Below are 15247 nucleotides of genomic sequence, written 5' to 3'. Positions count from 1 at the left end.
CATGTTACAAGGTCAGGTTGCGCTTGTTACAGGTGCTTCGCGAGGGATTGGTGAAGCGATAGCGCTTGAGCTAGCAGAAAAAGGAGCTCATGTTGTCGTCAATTTCGCTGGGAACGAAGAAAAAGCTTTAAAAGTAGTCGAAAAAATTAAAGGCTTTGGCGTCGAATCATTCTCTTACCAAGCAAATGTAGCCGATGCGGATGAAGTTCAAGCGATGATAAAAGAAACGATTAATCGTTTTGGGAAAATTGACATTTTAGTGAACAACGCTGGAATTACAAGAGATAACTTAATTATGAGAATGAAAGAAGAAGAATGGGATGCGGTTATAAACACGAATTTAAAGGGTGTATTTAACTGTGCAAAAGCTGTTACCCGTCCAATGATGAAGCAGCGTAGTGGAAAAATTATTAATATCGCATCCGTCGTGGGTACGTTAGGAAATGCAGGTCAAGCTAATTATGTCGCAGCGAAAGCAGGAGTTATAGGTTTGACGAAAACTTTAGCTCGTGAATTAGCGAATCGTTCTATTTTAGTGAATGCTGTAGCGCCTGGATTTATTGAAACGGATATGACTGATGAGTTAAATGAAGAAATGAAGGAACAATTATTAAGCTCTATTCCACTTGGAGCATTAGGTTCATCAAAGCAAGTAGCGGCTGTCGTTCGCTTTCTAGCGAGTGATGATGCTAATTATATGACGGGTCAAACTCTTCATGTAGACGGTGGAATGGTGATGCCATAACGGGCATTACTCGTATAGACCTATCCATTTTTTATCTTGACAGAATGAAAAGGACTCGGTAAAATTCATCTAGTTTGAAACACTATTGAGAGGGGGTGAACGATTAATGGCAGATACATTATCACGCGTAAGTAAAATTATCGTCGATCGTCTTGGAGTGGAAGAGTCTGAAGTAAAACTAGAAGCTTCATTCAAAGATGACTTAGGAGCAGATTCATTAGACGTTGTAGAACTAGTGATGGAGCTTGAAGACGAATTCGAATTAACGATTTCTGATGAAGATGCTGAAAAAATTTCTACAGTTGCTGATGTAGTAAATTACATAAACAACGCCAGCAATTAATGAGTAAAGTCCCAGATGGATGACCATGTGGGACTTGCTTTCTAAATGAAGTTCTACTTCTTATTTATGTTTTTTTGATAAGTACTAGGTTTTCATTTAGAACATATGTATACTTCTATTTAAGGTGCAAAATAGAATTGATTTTACATTAAGTGTTGGAGGTCGCCATGTCACAGTCTTCAAAAAATCATAAAAAGCCAAGAACTACTAATCAGGAGCGACGCCGAAGTCCAAGACGGTTAACTTTATCTAATGAACAACGAGAAAGATTTGACCTATTACAAAAAGAAATCGGCTTTATGTTTGAAAATAAGAAATTATTAATTCAAGCTTTTACGCATTCATCCTATGTGAATGAGCACCGGATTTATACGTTTCAAGATAATGAACGTTTAGAGTTTTTAGGAGATGCAGTGTTAGAATTAGCGATTTCTCAATTTTTGTACAAAAAATTTAAATCAATGAGTGAAGGAGATATGACGAAACTTAGAGCTTCTATTGTTTGTGAGCCTTCTCTTGCTAAGTTTGCTCAAGAATTGAATTTTGGGCAGTTAGTTTTACTTGGAAAAGGTGAGGAGATTACAGGAGGTCGACTAAGACCGGCTTTATTAGCAGATATCTTCGAATCATTTATTGGTGCTTTGTACTTGGATCAAGGGATGGAAGCTGTTTACGAATTTCTAACCAAAACGATTTATCCTAAAGTCGATGAGGGTGCTTTTTCTCATATGATGGATTTTAAAAGCCAATTGCAAGAATTAATTCAACGAGATAATTTAGGTCAAATTCAATATGTTATCGTTCAGGAACGAGGTCCTGCTCACAATAGGGAATTCGTTTCCGAGGTACAGCTAAATGATGCTTCACTTGGTGTAGGTACAGGTCGCTCGAAAAAAGAGGCTGAACAACACGCCGCTCAACAGGCATTAGTAAAACTTAGCCAAAAATCGCCTTCCTGAATGGAAAAACGTGTACTCCTCTAAAGGAGTACACGTTTTTTCGTTATTTACTTCGTAGATCGCCTAACTCTGAGGCAATGGCATCAAGCTCACTAACAGAGAAGGCAGACTTCTTCATGATCATTTCATAAATTTCAACTAATTCTTCATATTTGTCTGTATTAAAATTTTTCGCGTTAATGGCTCCTGCATTTACAAATTGTAGCTTATCTTTAATCGCTTCAATCATATATTCAATATTCTCACGACTATTTACACTCAAATCCAATAGTAGTACCTCCTGTACATTCTTTCAAATTAAACATCTACTTGTCTTATTTTATCACTTAATTCCTATACTGTGGAAGAAATTCAATACTTTCTTTTTGTATTTTTTGCAAGTAGTGTCGATTGTTTCTTCAATAATGATATAAAGCTGTGAATATTGACTATCCATTCTGTCATGAGTATCGAGGATGTGATAAAATAAATAAGTTGTATAAAAGAAAGTGGAGGGTATGCGTATGTTCCTCAAACGGCTAGAAGTGGTCGGATTTAAATCTTTTGCTGAAAAAATAGGTATTGATTTTGTTCCAGGTGTAACCGCCGTAGTGGGTCCAAATGGAAGTGGAAAAAGTAATATATCTGACTCCATTAGGTGGGTGCTTGGGGAACAGTCGGCCAAGTCCCTTCGTGGAGCAAAAATGGAGGATATTATTTTTGCTGGAAGTGATTCAAGAAAGCCTTTAAATTTTGCAGAGGTCACACTTGTTCTTGATAATGAGGATAATCATTTATCGGTAGATTATACAGAGGTAAGTGTAACAAGAAGAGTCTACCGATCGGGAGATAGTGAGTATCAAATTAATAAACAAACTTGTCGCTTAAAGGATATCATTGATTTATTCTTAGATTCAGGGTTAGGAAGAGAAGCCTATTCCATCATTGGACAAGGAAAAGTCGAAGAAATATTAAGCAGTAAATCAGAAGACCGCCGAGTGATTTTTGAAGAAGCGGCAGGTGTTTTAAAATATAAAACAAGAAAAGTAAAGGCGGAGAAACGTTTATCTGAAACACAAGAAAATTTAAATCGTGTGGAGGATATTTTATATGAGTTAGAGGGTCAAGTAGAACCTTTACAGATCCAATCTTCCATTGCGAAAGAGTATTTAGAGAAAAAAGAACAGCTTCAAGAAATAGAAATAGCGCTGTTAGTTCATCAAATAACGGAGCTACACAAAAAATGGACAGAAGAAAAAGAAGCTCTGATTGTCTATCGAGAAAAGCAAGAAGTGCAAGCAGAAAAAGTAGAGAAAATGGAAGGAAATCTGGAACATGTAAGAGACCGCTCTAAGCAGCTTCAATATGATTTGAATCAGTTACAAGAAGAATTGCTTATGACAAGTGAATCATTGGAAAAAGCTGAAGGAAGAAAGCGTCTATACAAAGAGCAGCTGAAGCATGCCAGTGAAAATATAGAATCCTTAACAAAGTCTATCATCGATAAAGAAGCACAGCTTCAAAAAATGGAGATGGCCAGTCAAGAAAGTGAAAGCTCGCTAAAGAAGGAAAAAGCTCTATTAATGGAGTTAACTAATAAAGTAAAAGAAAAAGAGCAATTACTTAAAGAAAGCGAAGAAGACGTTCATGAGATTCTTGAGCAATCAAAAGGGGATTATATTGAAATTTTGAATGAAGGAGCCTCTGTTCGGAATGAAAAGCGATACTTAGAAGAACAGCATCGTCAGCAGAGCGAAAAAACGAAGAGGCTACATACTGAAAATGAAGAGCTACTGTCTATTAGAGAAAAGCTAGAAGATAAGTGGAAAGAGGCTAATGAAACATTAATAGAGGCTCAAGATGTGATGAGCCATCTTACAGATCGATATCGTCAACAAAAGAGTAAATGGGAAACGAAAAAAAATACGTTTAACCAAAAAGAATCGAAGCTGTATGAAGCTTACCAGTGGCTGCAGAAGTTAAAATCTAAAAAAGAAGTACTCGAAGAAATGGAATCTGATTTCTCTGGATTTTTTCAGGGAGTAAAAGAAATTTTAAAAGCAAGAGAAAATCAGCTTCCTGGTGTAGTAGGAGCCGTTGCTGAATTAGTAGTCGTTCCAAAAGATTATGAAGCTGCGATGGAAACGGCCTTAGGTGCGTCGATGCAGCATGTAGTCGTTAAGACGGAAAGTGATGCAAGAATGGCCATTCAGTTCTTAAAAAGAAACCGTTTAGGAAGAGCTACCTTTTTACCACATTCTGTTTTAAAGGCTCGCGAAATTAATGACTATCAGCTTCAACCGATTAAAAAAGATTCAGGGTTTGTAGGGGTCGCAGCTACTTTAATAAACTTTGACCAGTCTTATCATAATATCTTTTGGAACTTGCTAGGTCATGTAATCATTGCTTCGGATTTAGAAGCTGCTAACCGTATTGCTGCAAAGCTATCGTATCGTTATCGGGTAGTAACTCTTGAAGGTGATGTGGTCAATGCTGGTGGTTCGATGACGGGTGGAAGTATGAAACAAAAGCAGGCACCTCTTCTAGGTCGTAAAAGAGAGTTAGAGGAAGTAGCAGCTAAGTACGAGTCGATGGAAAAATCTACGCTTCAATTAGAACAGCAGGTGAAGCAATTAAAGCATGAAATGGCAGAGTCTGAAGAAGAATTAGAGCAGCTTCGCTTAAAAGGAGAAGAAGCAAGGTCAAAGGAACAAGAATTAAAAGCAAACAAAAAAGAGATTGAGCTTGAACAAAAATCTATGGAGGACCGGTTTCTTCGCTATGATCGTGAACAAAATAGTTTCATGGATGAAGAGAAGAGAATCCAGACACGTATTAAAGAACTAGAGCAGAAAGAAATTACATTAGAGAAACAACGAAACGAGCTAGAGCAACAAATCAAGCAATTAGAAGAAAAGCTGGCTCAAAAACAAAGCTCCAAGGAGAGGTTAGTTGAACAATTAACGAAAGAACAAATTGAGCTAGCCACTTTGAAGGAACGATATACAAATAAAAATCAAGAAAATATTCGCATAGAGCAAGAAAAAGAGCATTTGCACTCGGAACTCATGGAGTTAAAAGAGCAGGCGCAATTTATTCAGCAGGAAATGACGAATCGGACAACCGGTGAAGGCTCGCTGGAGCAGCAAATAGATGAAAATAGAAAAGGTAAGGAACGTTTAGCTCAAAAGCTCTCGCAAATGCAGGAAGAAAGAATGCAGTTAGATGAGCGTTATACAAGCCTTGAAGCTCAGCTTAAAGAAAATCAAGCTAGCTTAACCTATTTAATTAGCCAGGTGCAGTCCAAGGAGGTTAAGGTTAACCGTTATGATGTCGAATTAGATAATGGGTTAACACAGCTAAGAGAGGAGTATGAATTATCCTATGAAGCGGCCAAGCATCAATATCCTTTGCTTATAGAGGCAGAGGAAGCAGCCACAAAGGTTAAACTTATAAAGCTTTCCATTGAAGAGCTAGGAACAGTTAATTTAGGAGCGATTGAAGAATACGAACGAGTGAAAGAACGCTTTGACTTCTTAAAAGTTCAACAAGACGATTTATTGTCCGCTAAATCCACGCTTCATGATGTGATTAATGAAATGGATTTAGAGATGACGAAACGTTTTGAGCAGAGCTTTGTCCAAATTCGTTCTCACTTCCAGGTCGTATTTAAAGAGCTTTTTGGAGGTGGGGAAGCAGATTTAGTGCTTACAACACCAGATGATTTATTAATGACAGGTGTAGAAATTGTCGCAAGGCCACCAGGGAAAAAACGTCAAAATTTAGCACTATTATCAGGTGGAGAAAGGGCTTTAACCGCAATTGCATTATTATTTGCTATTTTAAAAGTTAGGCCCGTCCCGTTTTGTGTGTTAGATGAAGTAGAGGCTGCTCTTGATGAAGCGAATGTGAGCCGCTTTGCTCATTTCTTAAAGGATTTTAGTAGTGAAACTCAATTTATTGTCATTACACATCGTAAGGGAACGATGGAAGAAGCCGATGTATTGTATGGAATCACCATGCAAGAATCTGGGGTTTCTCGTTTAGTATCCGTTAAATTAGAAGAGACTAAAGAGTTAGTCGGAAGCTAGGAGGAATATAAGATGAGCTTTTTTAAAAAATTAAAAGAAAAGATTTCTTCGCAAACAACAGAGGTTACAGACAAATTCAAATCAGGACTTGAAAAAACAAGAGAATCTGTCGTTGGTAAAATGAATGAGCTAGTCTATCGCTATCGAAAAGTGGATGAAGAATTTTTCGAAGAGCTAGAAGAGATCTTAATAAGTGCAGATGTTGGTGTTCATACAGTCATGAACCTAATAGATGAATTAAAGGATGAGGTACGCTTAAGAAATATAAAAGATACAAGTGATATTCAGCCGGTCATTTCTGAAAAGCTTGCTGAGCTTCTCGAAAAAGAAGACGATGATCCTAGTCTTCAATTTTCCGATAATGGTTTAACGGTTATATTAGTAGTAGGAGTAAATGGGGTTGGTAAAACCACGACGATTGGAAAGCTTTCTAATCATCTAAAGAAACAAGGTAAATCGGTCTTATTAGCCGCAGGAGATACGTTCCGTGCTGGAGCGATCGATCAATTAGAGGTGTGGGGAGAACGAGTTGGTGTTGATGTCATTAAACAGCAAGAAGGATCAGACCCAGCAGCAGTCGTCTTTGACGCAGTTCAAGCCGCGAAATCAAGAGCTGTCGACGTATTAATTTGTGATACAGCCGGTCGATTACAAAACAAAGTAAACTTAATGAATGAGCTCGCAAAGGTGAAGCGAGTGATTGAAAGAGAAGTTCCAGGAGCCCCTCATGAGGTTCTATTAGTTTTAGATGCTACGACTGGACAAAATGCTCTATCTCAAGCAAAAACATTTGGACAATCAACAGACGTCTCAGGTATTGTGCTGACTAAACTTGATGGAACAGCCAAAGGTGGTATTGTCATAGCGATTAGAAATGAACTAGATATTCCGGTTAAATTTGTTGGTTTAGGAGAGCAAGTTGATGATTTACAGCCTTTTGATGCCAATCAATTTGTTTATGGGTTATTTAAGGATGCTCTAGAAGAAGAGAATTCCAATCAGAGTTCATAATCGATCATTAAAAATGTGAAGCTCACAGTTCGTTTTTACTTAAGGTAGTATTCGCTGTGGCTTCCTTTTATTTTTTTGAAACGACTATCAAAATAAACTGTTAAGAAAAAAACTTGACACTAACTTTAAAAGTCTGTATCATAATCTCTTGTAAAGGAAAATCACTTAACAAGGAGATGAGTATGTTGCTAGATAAGACGGTACGAATGAATTTTTTGTTCGATTTTTATCAAGCTTTACTTACACCGAAACAGCAAAAGTACATGTCGCTGTATTACCTTGATGATTTTTCTTTAGGAGAAATTGCTGAAGAGTTTGAAGTTAGTCGCCAAGCAGTTTATGATAATATTAAACGAACGGAAGCGATGCTTGAAGAATATGAAGAAAAGCTCTTATTGTTAAATAAGTTTGAATCTCGTTCAAAATTATTAACGGAGCTAAAATCAAAACTAACAAGCAACGCGACTCCTGAAGAGATGATGACCATCGTTCAATCTCTTGAGACATTAGATTAGGAGGCGACCAAATGGCATTTGAAGGATTAGCTGAAAGGCTTCAAGGAACTCTTACAAAAATTCGTGGTAAAGGTAAGGTAAGTGAACAAGACGTTAAAGAAATGATGCGTGAAGTTCGTTTGGCTTTGCTTGAAGCGGATGTTAACTTTAAAGTAGTTAAGCAATTTATTGCCAATGTCAGAGAAAAAGCATTAGGCCAAGATGTCATGAAAAGTTTGACACCTGGTCAGCAGGTTATAAAGGTAGTAAATGAAGAATTAACATCATTGATGGGTGGAGAGCAGAGCAAAATTGCCGTAAATAACAAGCCACCTACAGTCGTGATGATGGTTGGATTACAAGGGGCAGGTAAAACAACAACCAGCGCAAAATTAGCCAATCATCTTCGTAAAAAACATAACCGAAAGCCGATGCTTGTTGCTGCTGATATTTATCGTCCAGCCGCGATTAAGCAGCTGGAAACTCTAGGTAAACAATTAAGCATGCCAGTCTTCTCTTTAGGAGACCAAGTGAGTCCTGTTGAAATAGCTAAGCAGGCGATTGAAGAAGCGAAAAAAGAGCATTATGATTATGTGCTAATCGATACTGCTGGTCGTTTACATGTTGATGAACAGCTAATGAATGAGCTTCAACAAATTAAAGAGATAGCTAAGCCAGATGAAGTGTTACTAGTTGTTGATGCGATGACAGGGCAAGATGCGGTAAATGTTGCAGAGAGCTTTAATGAGCAACTAGACCTAACGGGTGTCGTTTTAACAAAGCTTGATGGTGATACACGTGGGGGAGCGGCTATATCGGTTAAAGCCGTAACCAATACGCCGATTAAATTTGCCGGTATGGGCGAGAAGATTGACCAACTCGAACCATTTCACCCTGAGCGAATGGCTTCTCGTATACTAGGAATGGGCGATGTTCTTACTTTGATTGAAAAAGCTCAAGCGAATGTTGATGAAGAAAAGGCAAAAGAGCTTGAGAAAAAGATGAGAACGATGGACATTACCTTTGATGACTTTTTAGATCAACTAAGTCAGGTTCGTAATATGGGACCATTAGATGAGCTATTAAATATGATGCCTGGAATGAATAAAATGAAGGGTATGAAGGATTTAAAAGTCGATGAAAAGCAAATTGGACACATTGAGGCGATTGTTCGTTCAATGACACCAAAAGAAAAGCAGGACCCTAGTATAATGAATGCCAGTCGTAAGCGTCGAATTGCCAATGGAAGTGGAACGAGTATTCAAGAAGTGAATCGTCTTTTAAAGCAATTTGAGGAAATGAAGAAGATGATGAAGCAAATGTCGAATATGACTTCTGGTAAAGGTAAGAAAAAAGGAAAAGGCTTAGGAGGCTTAAAGCTTCCATTCTAACGGAAAAGTCGTTTTTGCTAGTAAAAAAAGGAATAAATTCCAAACAAATATAGAAATTTATGTCTGTTAAGGATTTTCTCTTGACTCTAGCGAAATTGATGATATTATAAATTATTGTGTGATTCTATTTCGGAGGTGTTTTAAAAATGGCAGTTAAAATCCGTTTAAAACGTATGGGTTCTAAAAAGGCCCCATTTTATCGTGTAGTTGTTGCAGATTCTCGTGCGCCACGTGATGGTCGTTTCATCGAGGAGATTGGAACATATAATCCTTTAACTCAACCAGCTAAATTTGATGTAAAAGAGGAGAAAGCACTTGATTGGATGTTAAAAGGTGCAAAACCTTCTGACACAGTGCGTAACCTTTTCTCAAATGTTGGTTTAATGGAAAAACTACACAATGCAAAGAATCAAAAGTAATTCTTCAAAAAGGAGAATGCGATGAAGGCGTTAGTTGAACAGATGGTGAAAGCTCTTGTTGAACGACCAGAAGATGTTAAAGTCGAGGAAAAAGATGAGGGTCATCAACTTTTGGTCCAAGTAAATGTTCATGAAAGTGACATTGGAAAAGTAATCGGCAAACAAGGTCGTACAGCTAAGGCAATTCGTTCAGTTGTTTATGCCGCAGCAATGAAGCAAAACAAGCGAGTACGAGTAGATATCGTCGATTAGCAACGCTAAAAAGGTGGGGAGTTTCCTCACCTTTTTTATTTTACTAATTTACATTTTCAAGCATAGAACTTTCTCATAGTATGAGATAAAATAAAAGTAGAATCGTTTGTCTGGACGTATGGAGGTGGCTTTTTTTGAAGTTTATCCGGAAGGCTATTGTGAAGCACATTTTAACGGAATCCAAAAAAGAAGAACTACTAACCGATATACAGGAACAATTATTTGCGTGTCAAAAAGAAAAGAAACAGTTGGAATTTCAACAGCATAAAGCATTAAAAGAACTTGGACATAAGCATGATGAGCATTCGATTCGGTTAAAATATAATAAAGAAATTAAAAAAAGAGAAGAACGAATTCACACTCTTTCATTTCGTGAGCAGCAAATACATAAGCTAGAGCTCGGTTCAGAATTAAAGGTCGATCAAGTGGACCTAGTCATTGAGCGTAACATAGGAGAAGAATGGTTTGATGAAAAATCTCAATTGGAGATTATCGTAAAAGATGGGCTATTAATAGAATATCGTGAAAGTAGGAATACACATGAATGAATGGTACCGAGTAGGAAAAGTCGTCAATACACACGGTATAAAAGGTGAAGTAAGAGTAATCGCAACGACTGATTTTGAAGAGCAGCGCTTTGCAATAGGACAAGAGCTAATGCTGACCGATCCGAATACAAAAAAAGAGATAATTGTTAAAATTGCAACAAGTAGAAAGCACAAAAATTTTACATTGCTCTCTTTTGAAAATCTTCAAAATATTAATTATGTGGAAAAATACAAAGGTCAATCTCTATATGTTTCATCTGAATATCTTGAGGATCTGGAAGACAATGAATTTTACTACCATGAAATTCTTGGCTGTCAGGTGTTAACGGAAGAAGGAGAAGTGCTTGGCAAAATTAAAGACATTCTATCAACCGGTGCCAACGATGTTTGGATTGTTCAGAGAAAAGAAAAAGGCCGTGATATTTTAATTCCTTATATTGAGCAAGTCGTCAAAGAAATAAATGTTGAAAATAAGACGATTATCATACATGTAATGGAAGGATTACTAGAATGAAAATAGATGTGCTCACTCTTTTTCCAGAAATGTTTACTGGAGTTTTTGAATCCTCGATTCTTAAGCAGGCGCAGGAAAAGGAGCTTGTTCATTTAAATGCATGTGACTTTAGACAGTATACAGATAATAAGCACTTAAAGGTTGATGACTATCCTTATGGAGGTGGAGCAGGCATGGTACTGCGCCCACAGCCGCTTTTTGATGCTGTAGCTGATTTGCAGACAAAAACGACTAAGAAACCAAGAGTTGTATTACTCTGTCCTCAAGGAGAGCCCTATCAGCAATCAAAAGCAGAAGAGCTATCTAAAGAGGACCATATCGTGCTCTTATGTGGCCATTATGAAGGCTATGATGAGAGAATTAGAGAGTATTTAGTAACCGATGAAATATCGATAGGGGATTATGTATTAACAGGTGGAGAAATGGCAGCAATGGTCGTTGTGGATAGTGTTGTTCGATTATTGCCTGGTGTACTTGGAAACGATGAATCGGCTAAATCTGACTCCTTTTCAACGGGTTTACTAGAGCATCCACATTATACCCGCCCTGCCGATTTTCGAGGGATGAGGGTACCGGATGTGCTATTATCAGGACACCATGCACATATAGAAGAGTGGCGTGCAAAAGAATCGTTAAAACGGACGTGGCAGAGAAGACCTGATTTATTAGAAAAGAAACATTTAACCGCTGAAGAAAAGAAATGGCTATTACAATGGGAAAAAGAAGAATAAATACTTGTGACTAATAGCTATATGTGCTATTATATTCTTTGTGGCAATTGCCCGTGATTACGATGTTCCGCTGTCTATTTTGATACACAAGAACATCTGTATGGAAGGAGTGGAATTACATGAGCAACATTATCCGTGAAATTACAAGTGAGCAACTACGCACTGATCTTCCAAGCTTTCGTCCTGGAGACACGCTAGTTATTCATGTTAAGGTTGTTGAGGGTACTCGTGAGCGTATTCAGTTATTCGAAGGCGTTGTAATCAAGCGTCGTGGATCTGGTATTAGCGAAACGTTTACAGCTCGTAAAATCTCTTACGGTGTTGGCGTTGAACGTACATTCCCATTACATTCACCGAAGATCGCTAAGATCGAAGTGAAGCGTCGCGGTAAAGTACGTCGTGCGAAACTTTACTATCTACGTAGCCTACGTGGAAAAGCGGCCCGTATTAAAGAAGTTCGTCGATAAGAAAAATGACGTAAAATCAATGACTAAGACGATTCCCATATTATGGTGGGGGTCGTCTTTTTTATTTTTAAAGTAACGTATCCCAGACGTCTAAAAATAATAAAATAGTACGACTTAGGAGGATTATTGATGTGGAAAACTAGGGAGACAACAGAAGATTGATGTAGCTTTACTAAGGATGAATTAGAGCAGTTAAAATGAGTGATAGTTGGGTTTAATAAGGGTTATATATCGTTATAATTAGAGGATTAAACATAATGTGATTGACTATATAAAGGTTGAACACGTTTTGTGGTTTATCATATCGGTCTTAACATCATAGACAAGCTACATACAATCCAAAAGGTTTTCAAAGAACCTCAGCCAAAACGAAAAAGAGTTTCAAATGTCTTCCTCCAAGCGACAATCAAGCAAAAGGATAAGAAAACGTGATAACTCCTAGAGCTAGTGGGGGAATAACTTAAATGCAAACCCCATTGAATATACAGATATTATTCATTAGGTTTAGGTTTCATTTCTTCAACTTTTAATAGTAATTCTTTGGTTAATAATAATGGTATTTTTTCTTCTTCTTTATCTTTCATAGCATCATTATGAAATTCTATATAATATTTTTCTTCCTCCAATAGTACCTTTAAAAATTCATATTTTGGTAGGCTATACGTTTTTTCATTTATTGTAAATTCCACCGTTTTATTTGTGAGTTGTAGCTCATAGGGCTCACTTTCTCCTGAAATAAAGTCCGATTTATATCCCTTTTCAATTAAGTCATAAATCATAATATTAGACATATAGCACCAGTATACATCTAATGCATTACAGTGGGAGCTATCTAAGATTACTTCATTGTTATACTCTAAATAAACATAACCATAATATAAAAGGTAATTCTCATAGAGATGCTTTTTTAAAATAGAATGTTTTGATTTATCGTGTAATGATAGATCAATAAATTTAGTAGAATCAATATCATTCTCATCTATTCTGATAAACGTCTCCATTTTAATCAAGAGTTGACCTCCTAAAATGATTTTTTAAGTATTCACATTTTCGTAACAGTTGATTCAATTTGTTCCCATGCCTTATACATAACTTTTATTATATCTTATCATATTGTAATCATTTGATTGTGTTTTTCCTTTTAGGGAAGTCTCACAGTGTAGAAGAAGTTTTTTAGAGAGTGGAGGTATCAGGTGAATTATATTTAGAATTCTAAAGGTTAATTAGAGCTCTATTTGATTCTCATTTTGAAGGACAAAAAGGTCAAAAATGAAGTGGATTTTGTATTGATACTGCTGAATATGGAGAAATACACCGCCTATAGAAGGGCAAAATTCACTTTCAATTAGCAGAAAAAACTCCATCTCTTTTTCAGAGACGGAGTTTTTAATTATATCTTAGATTTTTACATTAGTTTTTTTCTTGTAGAGGTTGTTTAATGATTCCATAAATCACTGCTGTAATAAACGAGCCGATGATGATAGCTAAGGCATATAATCCTACATATGAAAAGTTAGTGCCATTAACAAGGAACATCGTAAATATTCCTCCATGTGGAGCAGGTAGTGTAATTTGGAATAAGCCTGTTAAACCTCCTGCTACAGCTGCACCTATCACACTTGCTGTGATAACACGAACAGGATCCGCAGCAGCAAAAGGAATAGCACCTTCTGTTATAAATGAAGCACCTAAGATATAATTTGTTTTACCAGATTCACGTTGCTGTTTTGTAAATTTATGCTTCCAAATGGTTGTTGCAATCGCTATACCGAGTGGTGGAACCATTCCTGCTGCCATAACGGCTGCTTGTGGTCCAAGATTACCAGCATCAAGCATTGCAATACCAAAAGTATAAGCGGCTTTATTAACGGGGCCTCCCATGTCTATAGCCATCATCGCTCCTAGGACGATTCCTAAAATGACCATATTACTAGTTCCGAGATTTCCTAACCATTCTTGTAGTCCTACATTAACAGTAGCTAATGGACTCACTAAGAAATACATGAGTGTACCTGTAAATAAAATAGTTAAGACAGGAGTAAATAAAATTGTACGTAACCCATCTAAACTTTGTGGGAAATTAGCTAATAGACGACGCACTAATAATGCGATATAACCGGCAAGGAAACCAGCAATTAACCCACCTAAAAAGCCTGAATCATTCATAAATGCCATATAACCGGCAATTAAACCAGGAGCAAAACCGGGACGATCCGCAATACTCATTGCAATAAAAGCAGCAAGAACCGGGATAAATAAAGCAAAGGCATTTTCGCTACCAATCGTCATTAATAGTTCACGAATAAAATTTTCTTTACCAAAAAGGGTTTCAAAAATAAAGCTTATTGCGATGAGAATACCACCACCGATAACGAATGGTAACATATTAGAAACGCCGTTCATTAAATGCTTGTAAATACTAGCACCAAATGAATTGGAACCTTTACTGTCTTGATTTTCCTCATTAAGTTCTTTTCCTTGATATACTGGTTCATTTCCTGATAGAGATCGGTCGATTAAGTCAGCTGGTTTTCTAACGCCGTCCGACACAGGGGCGATAACAATACGTTTACCGTGAAAACGATCCATCTCAATTTTTGTATCAGCGGCAATGATGATTCCATCAGCCTTTTCAATCTCTTCTTTTGTTAACTTATCTTTTACACCAGCAGAGCCATTCGTTTCAACTTTAATATGATACCCACGCTCTTTAGCTTCCTTTTTTAAAGCATCAGCAGCCATAAATGTGTGTGCAATTCCTGTTGGGCATCCTGTAACACCAAGAATAAAAACTTGCTCTTGATTGTTTTCTTGTGTTAGTTCATCATGCTCGGACTCTTCCTTTTCTTTTAAATCAATAATGTCTAAGATTTCTTCAATTGATTGAGCCTTTAGAATATGTTCTCTAAATGTTTCATCCATTAAATAGGTTGATAGCTTTGAAAGGGTAGCTAAGTGTTCATTATTTGCACCTTCAGAAGCGGCAATCATAAAAAACAAGTGACTTGGCTGGCTGTCTAAAGCTTCAAAATCAATGCCCTTTTGCGAGCGTCCAAAAGCAATAGAAGGAGTTTTAACAGCAGAGGTTTTGGCATGGGGAATCGCAATGCCTTCTCCTAACCCTGTTGTACTTTGCTCCTCACGCTTAAGAATAGCTTGTTTAAAAGATTTTTTATCGTTTAATGTATTAGCTTGATCGAGTTTTTCAATTAATTCATCAAGGACTTCTGATTTTGAAGATGAATGTAAATCAAGTATCATCGTTTCTTTCCTGAGTAAATCAGATATTCTCATAGTAAAATG

The 15247-nt window shown here is 37.0% G+C and carries 16 protein-coding genes; 13 read left to right on the top strand and 3 right to left on the bottom strand.

Annotation, left to right across the window (positions count from 1 at the left end; all coding sequences use genetic code 11):
• Nucleotide 1 precedes the first annotated feature (1 nt).
• The 3 genes from fabG (at nucleotide 2) to rnc (ending at nucleotide 2047) form a co-directional block, all read left to right on the top strand.
• Entirely contained in the window at nucleotides 2-745 is a 744-nt protein-coding gene (gene fabG / locus AZF04_RS01915) for a 3-oxoacyl-ACP reductase FabG (RefSeq protein ID WP_061947329.1), read from the top strand.
• Between the two features lie 106 nt (nucleotides 746-851).
• Nucleotides 852-1088 (top strand): acyl carrier protein, encoded by a 237-nt coding sequence (locus tag AZF04_RS01910; RefSeq protein ID WP_045486458.1) that lies wholly within the window; start codon nucleotides 852-854, stop codon nucleotides 1086-1088.
• 167 nt (nucleotides 1089-1255) lie between these two features.
• Nucleotides 1256-2047, top strand: coding sequence for a ribonuclease III (gene rnc / locus AZF04_RS01905; RefSeq protein WP_045486455.1), 792 nt, complete (start codon nucleotides 1256-1258; stop codon nucleotides 2045-2047).
• A 43-nt stretch (nucleotides 2048-2090) separates the two neighbouring features.
• Here the strand turns inward: rnc and AZF04_RS01900 are convergent, their stop codons facing one another.
• Entirely contained in the window at nucleotides 2091-2315 is a 225-nt protein-coding gene (locus AZF04_RS01900; RefSeq protein ID WP_045486451.1) for a DUF1128 domain-containing protein, read from the bottom strand.
• A 235-nt stretch (nucleotides 2316-2550) separates the two neighbouring features.
• On the opposite strand from AZF04_RS01900, the gene smc reads away from it, so the two are divergent.
• The 10 genes from smc (at nucleotide 2551) to rplS (ending at nucleotide 11944) form a co-directional block, all read left to right on the top strand.
• The gene (gene smc, locus AZF04_RS01895) at nucleotides 2551-6117 is read left to right on the top strand and encodes a chromosome segregation protein SMC (protein ID WP_061947328.1); all 3567 of its coding nucleotides are present in this window, start codon (nucleotides 2551-2553) and stop codon (nucleotides 6115-6117) included.
• Between the two features lie 12 nt (nucleotides 6118-6129).
• Nucleotides 6130-7128 carry a signal recognition particle-docking protein FtsY gene (ftsY, locus tag AZF04_RS01890; RefSeq protein ID WP_045486445.1) on the top strand — a complete coding sequence of 333 codons (999 nt, stop codon included), beginning with the start codon at nucleotides 6130-6132 and terminating at the stop codon, nucleotides 7126-7128.
• 182 nt (nucleotides 7129-7310) lie between these two features.
• Nucleotides 7311-7643, top strand: a complete 333-nt coding sequence (locus AZF04_RS01885; protein ID WP_045486443.1) for a putative DNA-binding protein — start codon at nucleotides 7311-7313, stop codon at nucleotides 7641-7643.
• A gap of 11 nt (nucleotides 7644-7654) precedes the next feature.
• On the top strand, nucleotides 7655-9013 hold the full coding sequence (gene ffh, locus AZF04_RS01880; protein ID WP_061947327.1) for a signal recognition particle protein: 1359 nt from the start codon (nucleotides 7655-7657) through the stop codon (nucleotides 9011-9013).
• A 146-nt stretch (nucleotides 9014-9159) separates the two neighbouring features.
• A complete protein-coding gene (gene rpsP, locus AZF04_RS01875) occupies nucleotides 9160-9432 on the top strand; it encodes a 30S ribosomal protein S16 (RefSeq protein ID WP_003322054.1) in 273 nt (90 codons plus the stop codon).
• A 21-nt stretch (nucleotides 9433-9453) separates the two neighbouring features.
• Nucleotides 9454-9684 (top strand): KH domain-containing protein, encoded by a 231-nt coding sequence (locus tag AZF04_RS01870; RefSeq protein WP_045486436.1) that lies wholly within the window; start codon nucleotides 9454-9456, stop codon nucleotides 9682-9684.
• Between the two features lie 134 nt (nucleotides 9685-9818).
• Nucleotides 9819-10232, top strand: coding sequence for a YlqD family protein (locus AZF04_RS01865; RefSeq protein ID WP_061947326.1), 414 nt, complete (start codon nucleotides 9819-9821; stop codon nucleotides 10230-10232).
• A complete protein-coding gene (gene rimM, locus AZF04_RS01860; RefSeq protein ID WP_061947325.1) occupies nucleotides 10225-10746 on the top strand; it encodes a ribosome maturation factor RimM in 522 nt (173 codons plus the stop codon). The genes AZF04_RS01865 and rimM overlap by 8 nt, the downstream gene beginning before the upstream one ends.
• The gene (gene trmD, locus AZF04_RS01855; RefSeq protein WP_061947324.1) at nucleotides 10743-11477 is read left to right on the top strand and encodes a tRNA (guanosine(37)-N1)-methyltransferase TrmD; all 735 of its coding nucleotides are present in this window, start codon (nucleotides 10743-10745) and stop codon (nucleotides 11475-11477) included. The genes rimM and trmD overlap by 4 nt, the downstream gene beginning before the upstream one ends.
• Before the next feature lie 119 nt (nucleotides 11478-11596).
• Nucleotides 11597-11944 carry a 50S ribosomal protein L19 gene (gene rplS, locus AZF04_RS01850; protein WP_045486424.1) on the top strand — a complete coding sequence of 116 codons (348 nt, stop codon included), beginning with the start codon at nucleotides 11597-11599 and terminating at the stop codon, nucleotides 11942-11944.
• A gap of 491 nt (nucleotides 11945-12435) precedes the next feature.
• Here the strand turns inward: rplS and AZF04_RS01845 are convergent, their stop codons facing one another.
• Both AZF04_RS01845 and AZF04_RS01840 read right to left on the bottom strand, forming a co-directional pair.
• Complete coding sequence (locus AZF04_RS01845) at nucleotides 12436-12954, bottom strand: hypothetical protein (protein ID WP_061947323.1); 519 nt, start codon at nucleotides 12952-12954, stop codon at nucleotides 12436-12438.
• Between the two features lie 400 nt (nucleotides 12955-13354).
• The gene (locus tag AZF04_RS01840; RefSeq protein WP_061947322.1) at nucleotides 13355-15238 is read right to left on the bottom strand and encodes a PTS fructose transporter subunit IIABC; all 1884 of its coding nucleotides are present in this window, start codon (nucleotides 15236-15238) and stop codon (nucleotides 13355-13357) included.
• Between the last annotated feature and the right edge of the window lie 9 nt (nucleotides 15239-15247).

This window comes from Alkalihalobacillus trypoxylicola (assembly GCF_001590785.1).
GTDB lineage: Bacteria > Bacillota > Bacilli > Bacillales > Bacillaceae_D > Alkalihalobacillus > Alkalihalobacillus trypoxylicola.
Note: the sequence above shows the minus strand (reverse complement) of the source record. Positions and strands in the feature narration are given on the sequence as shown.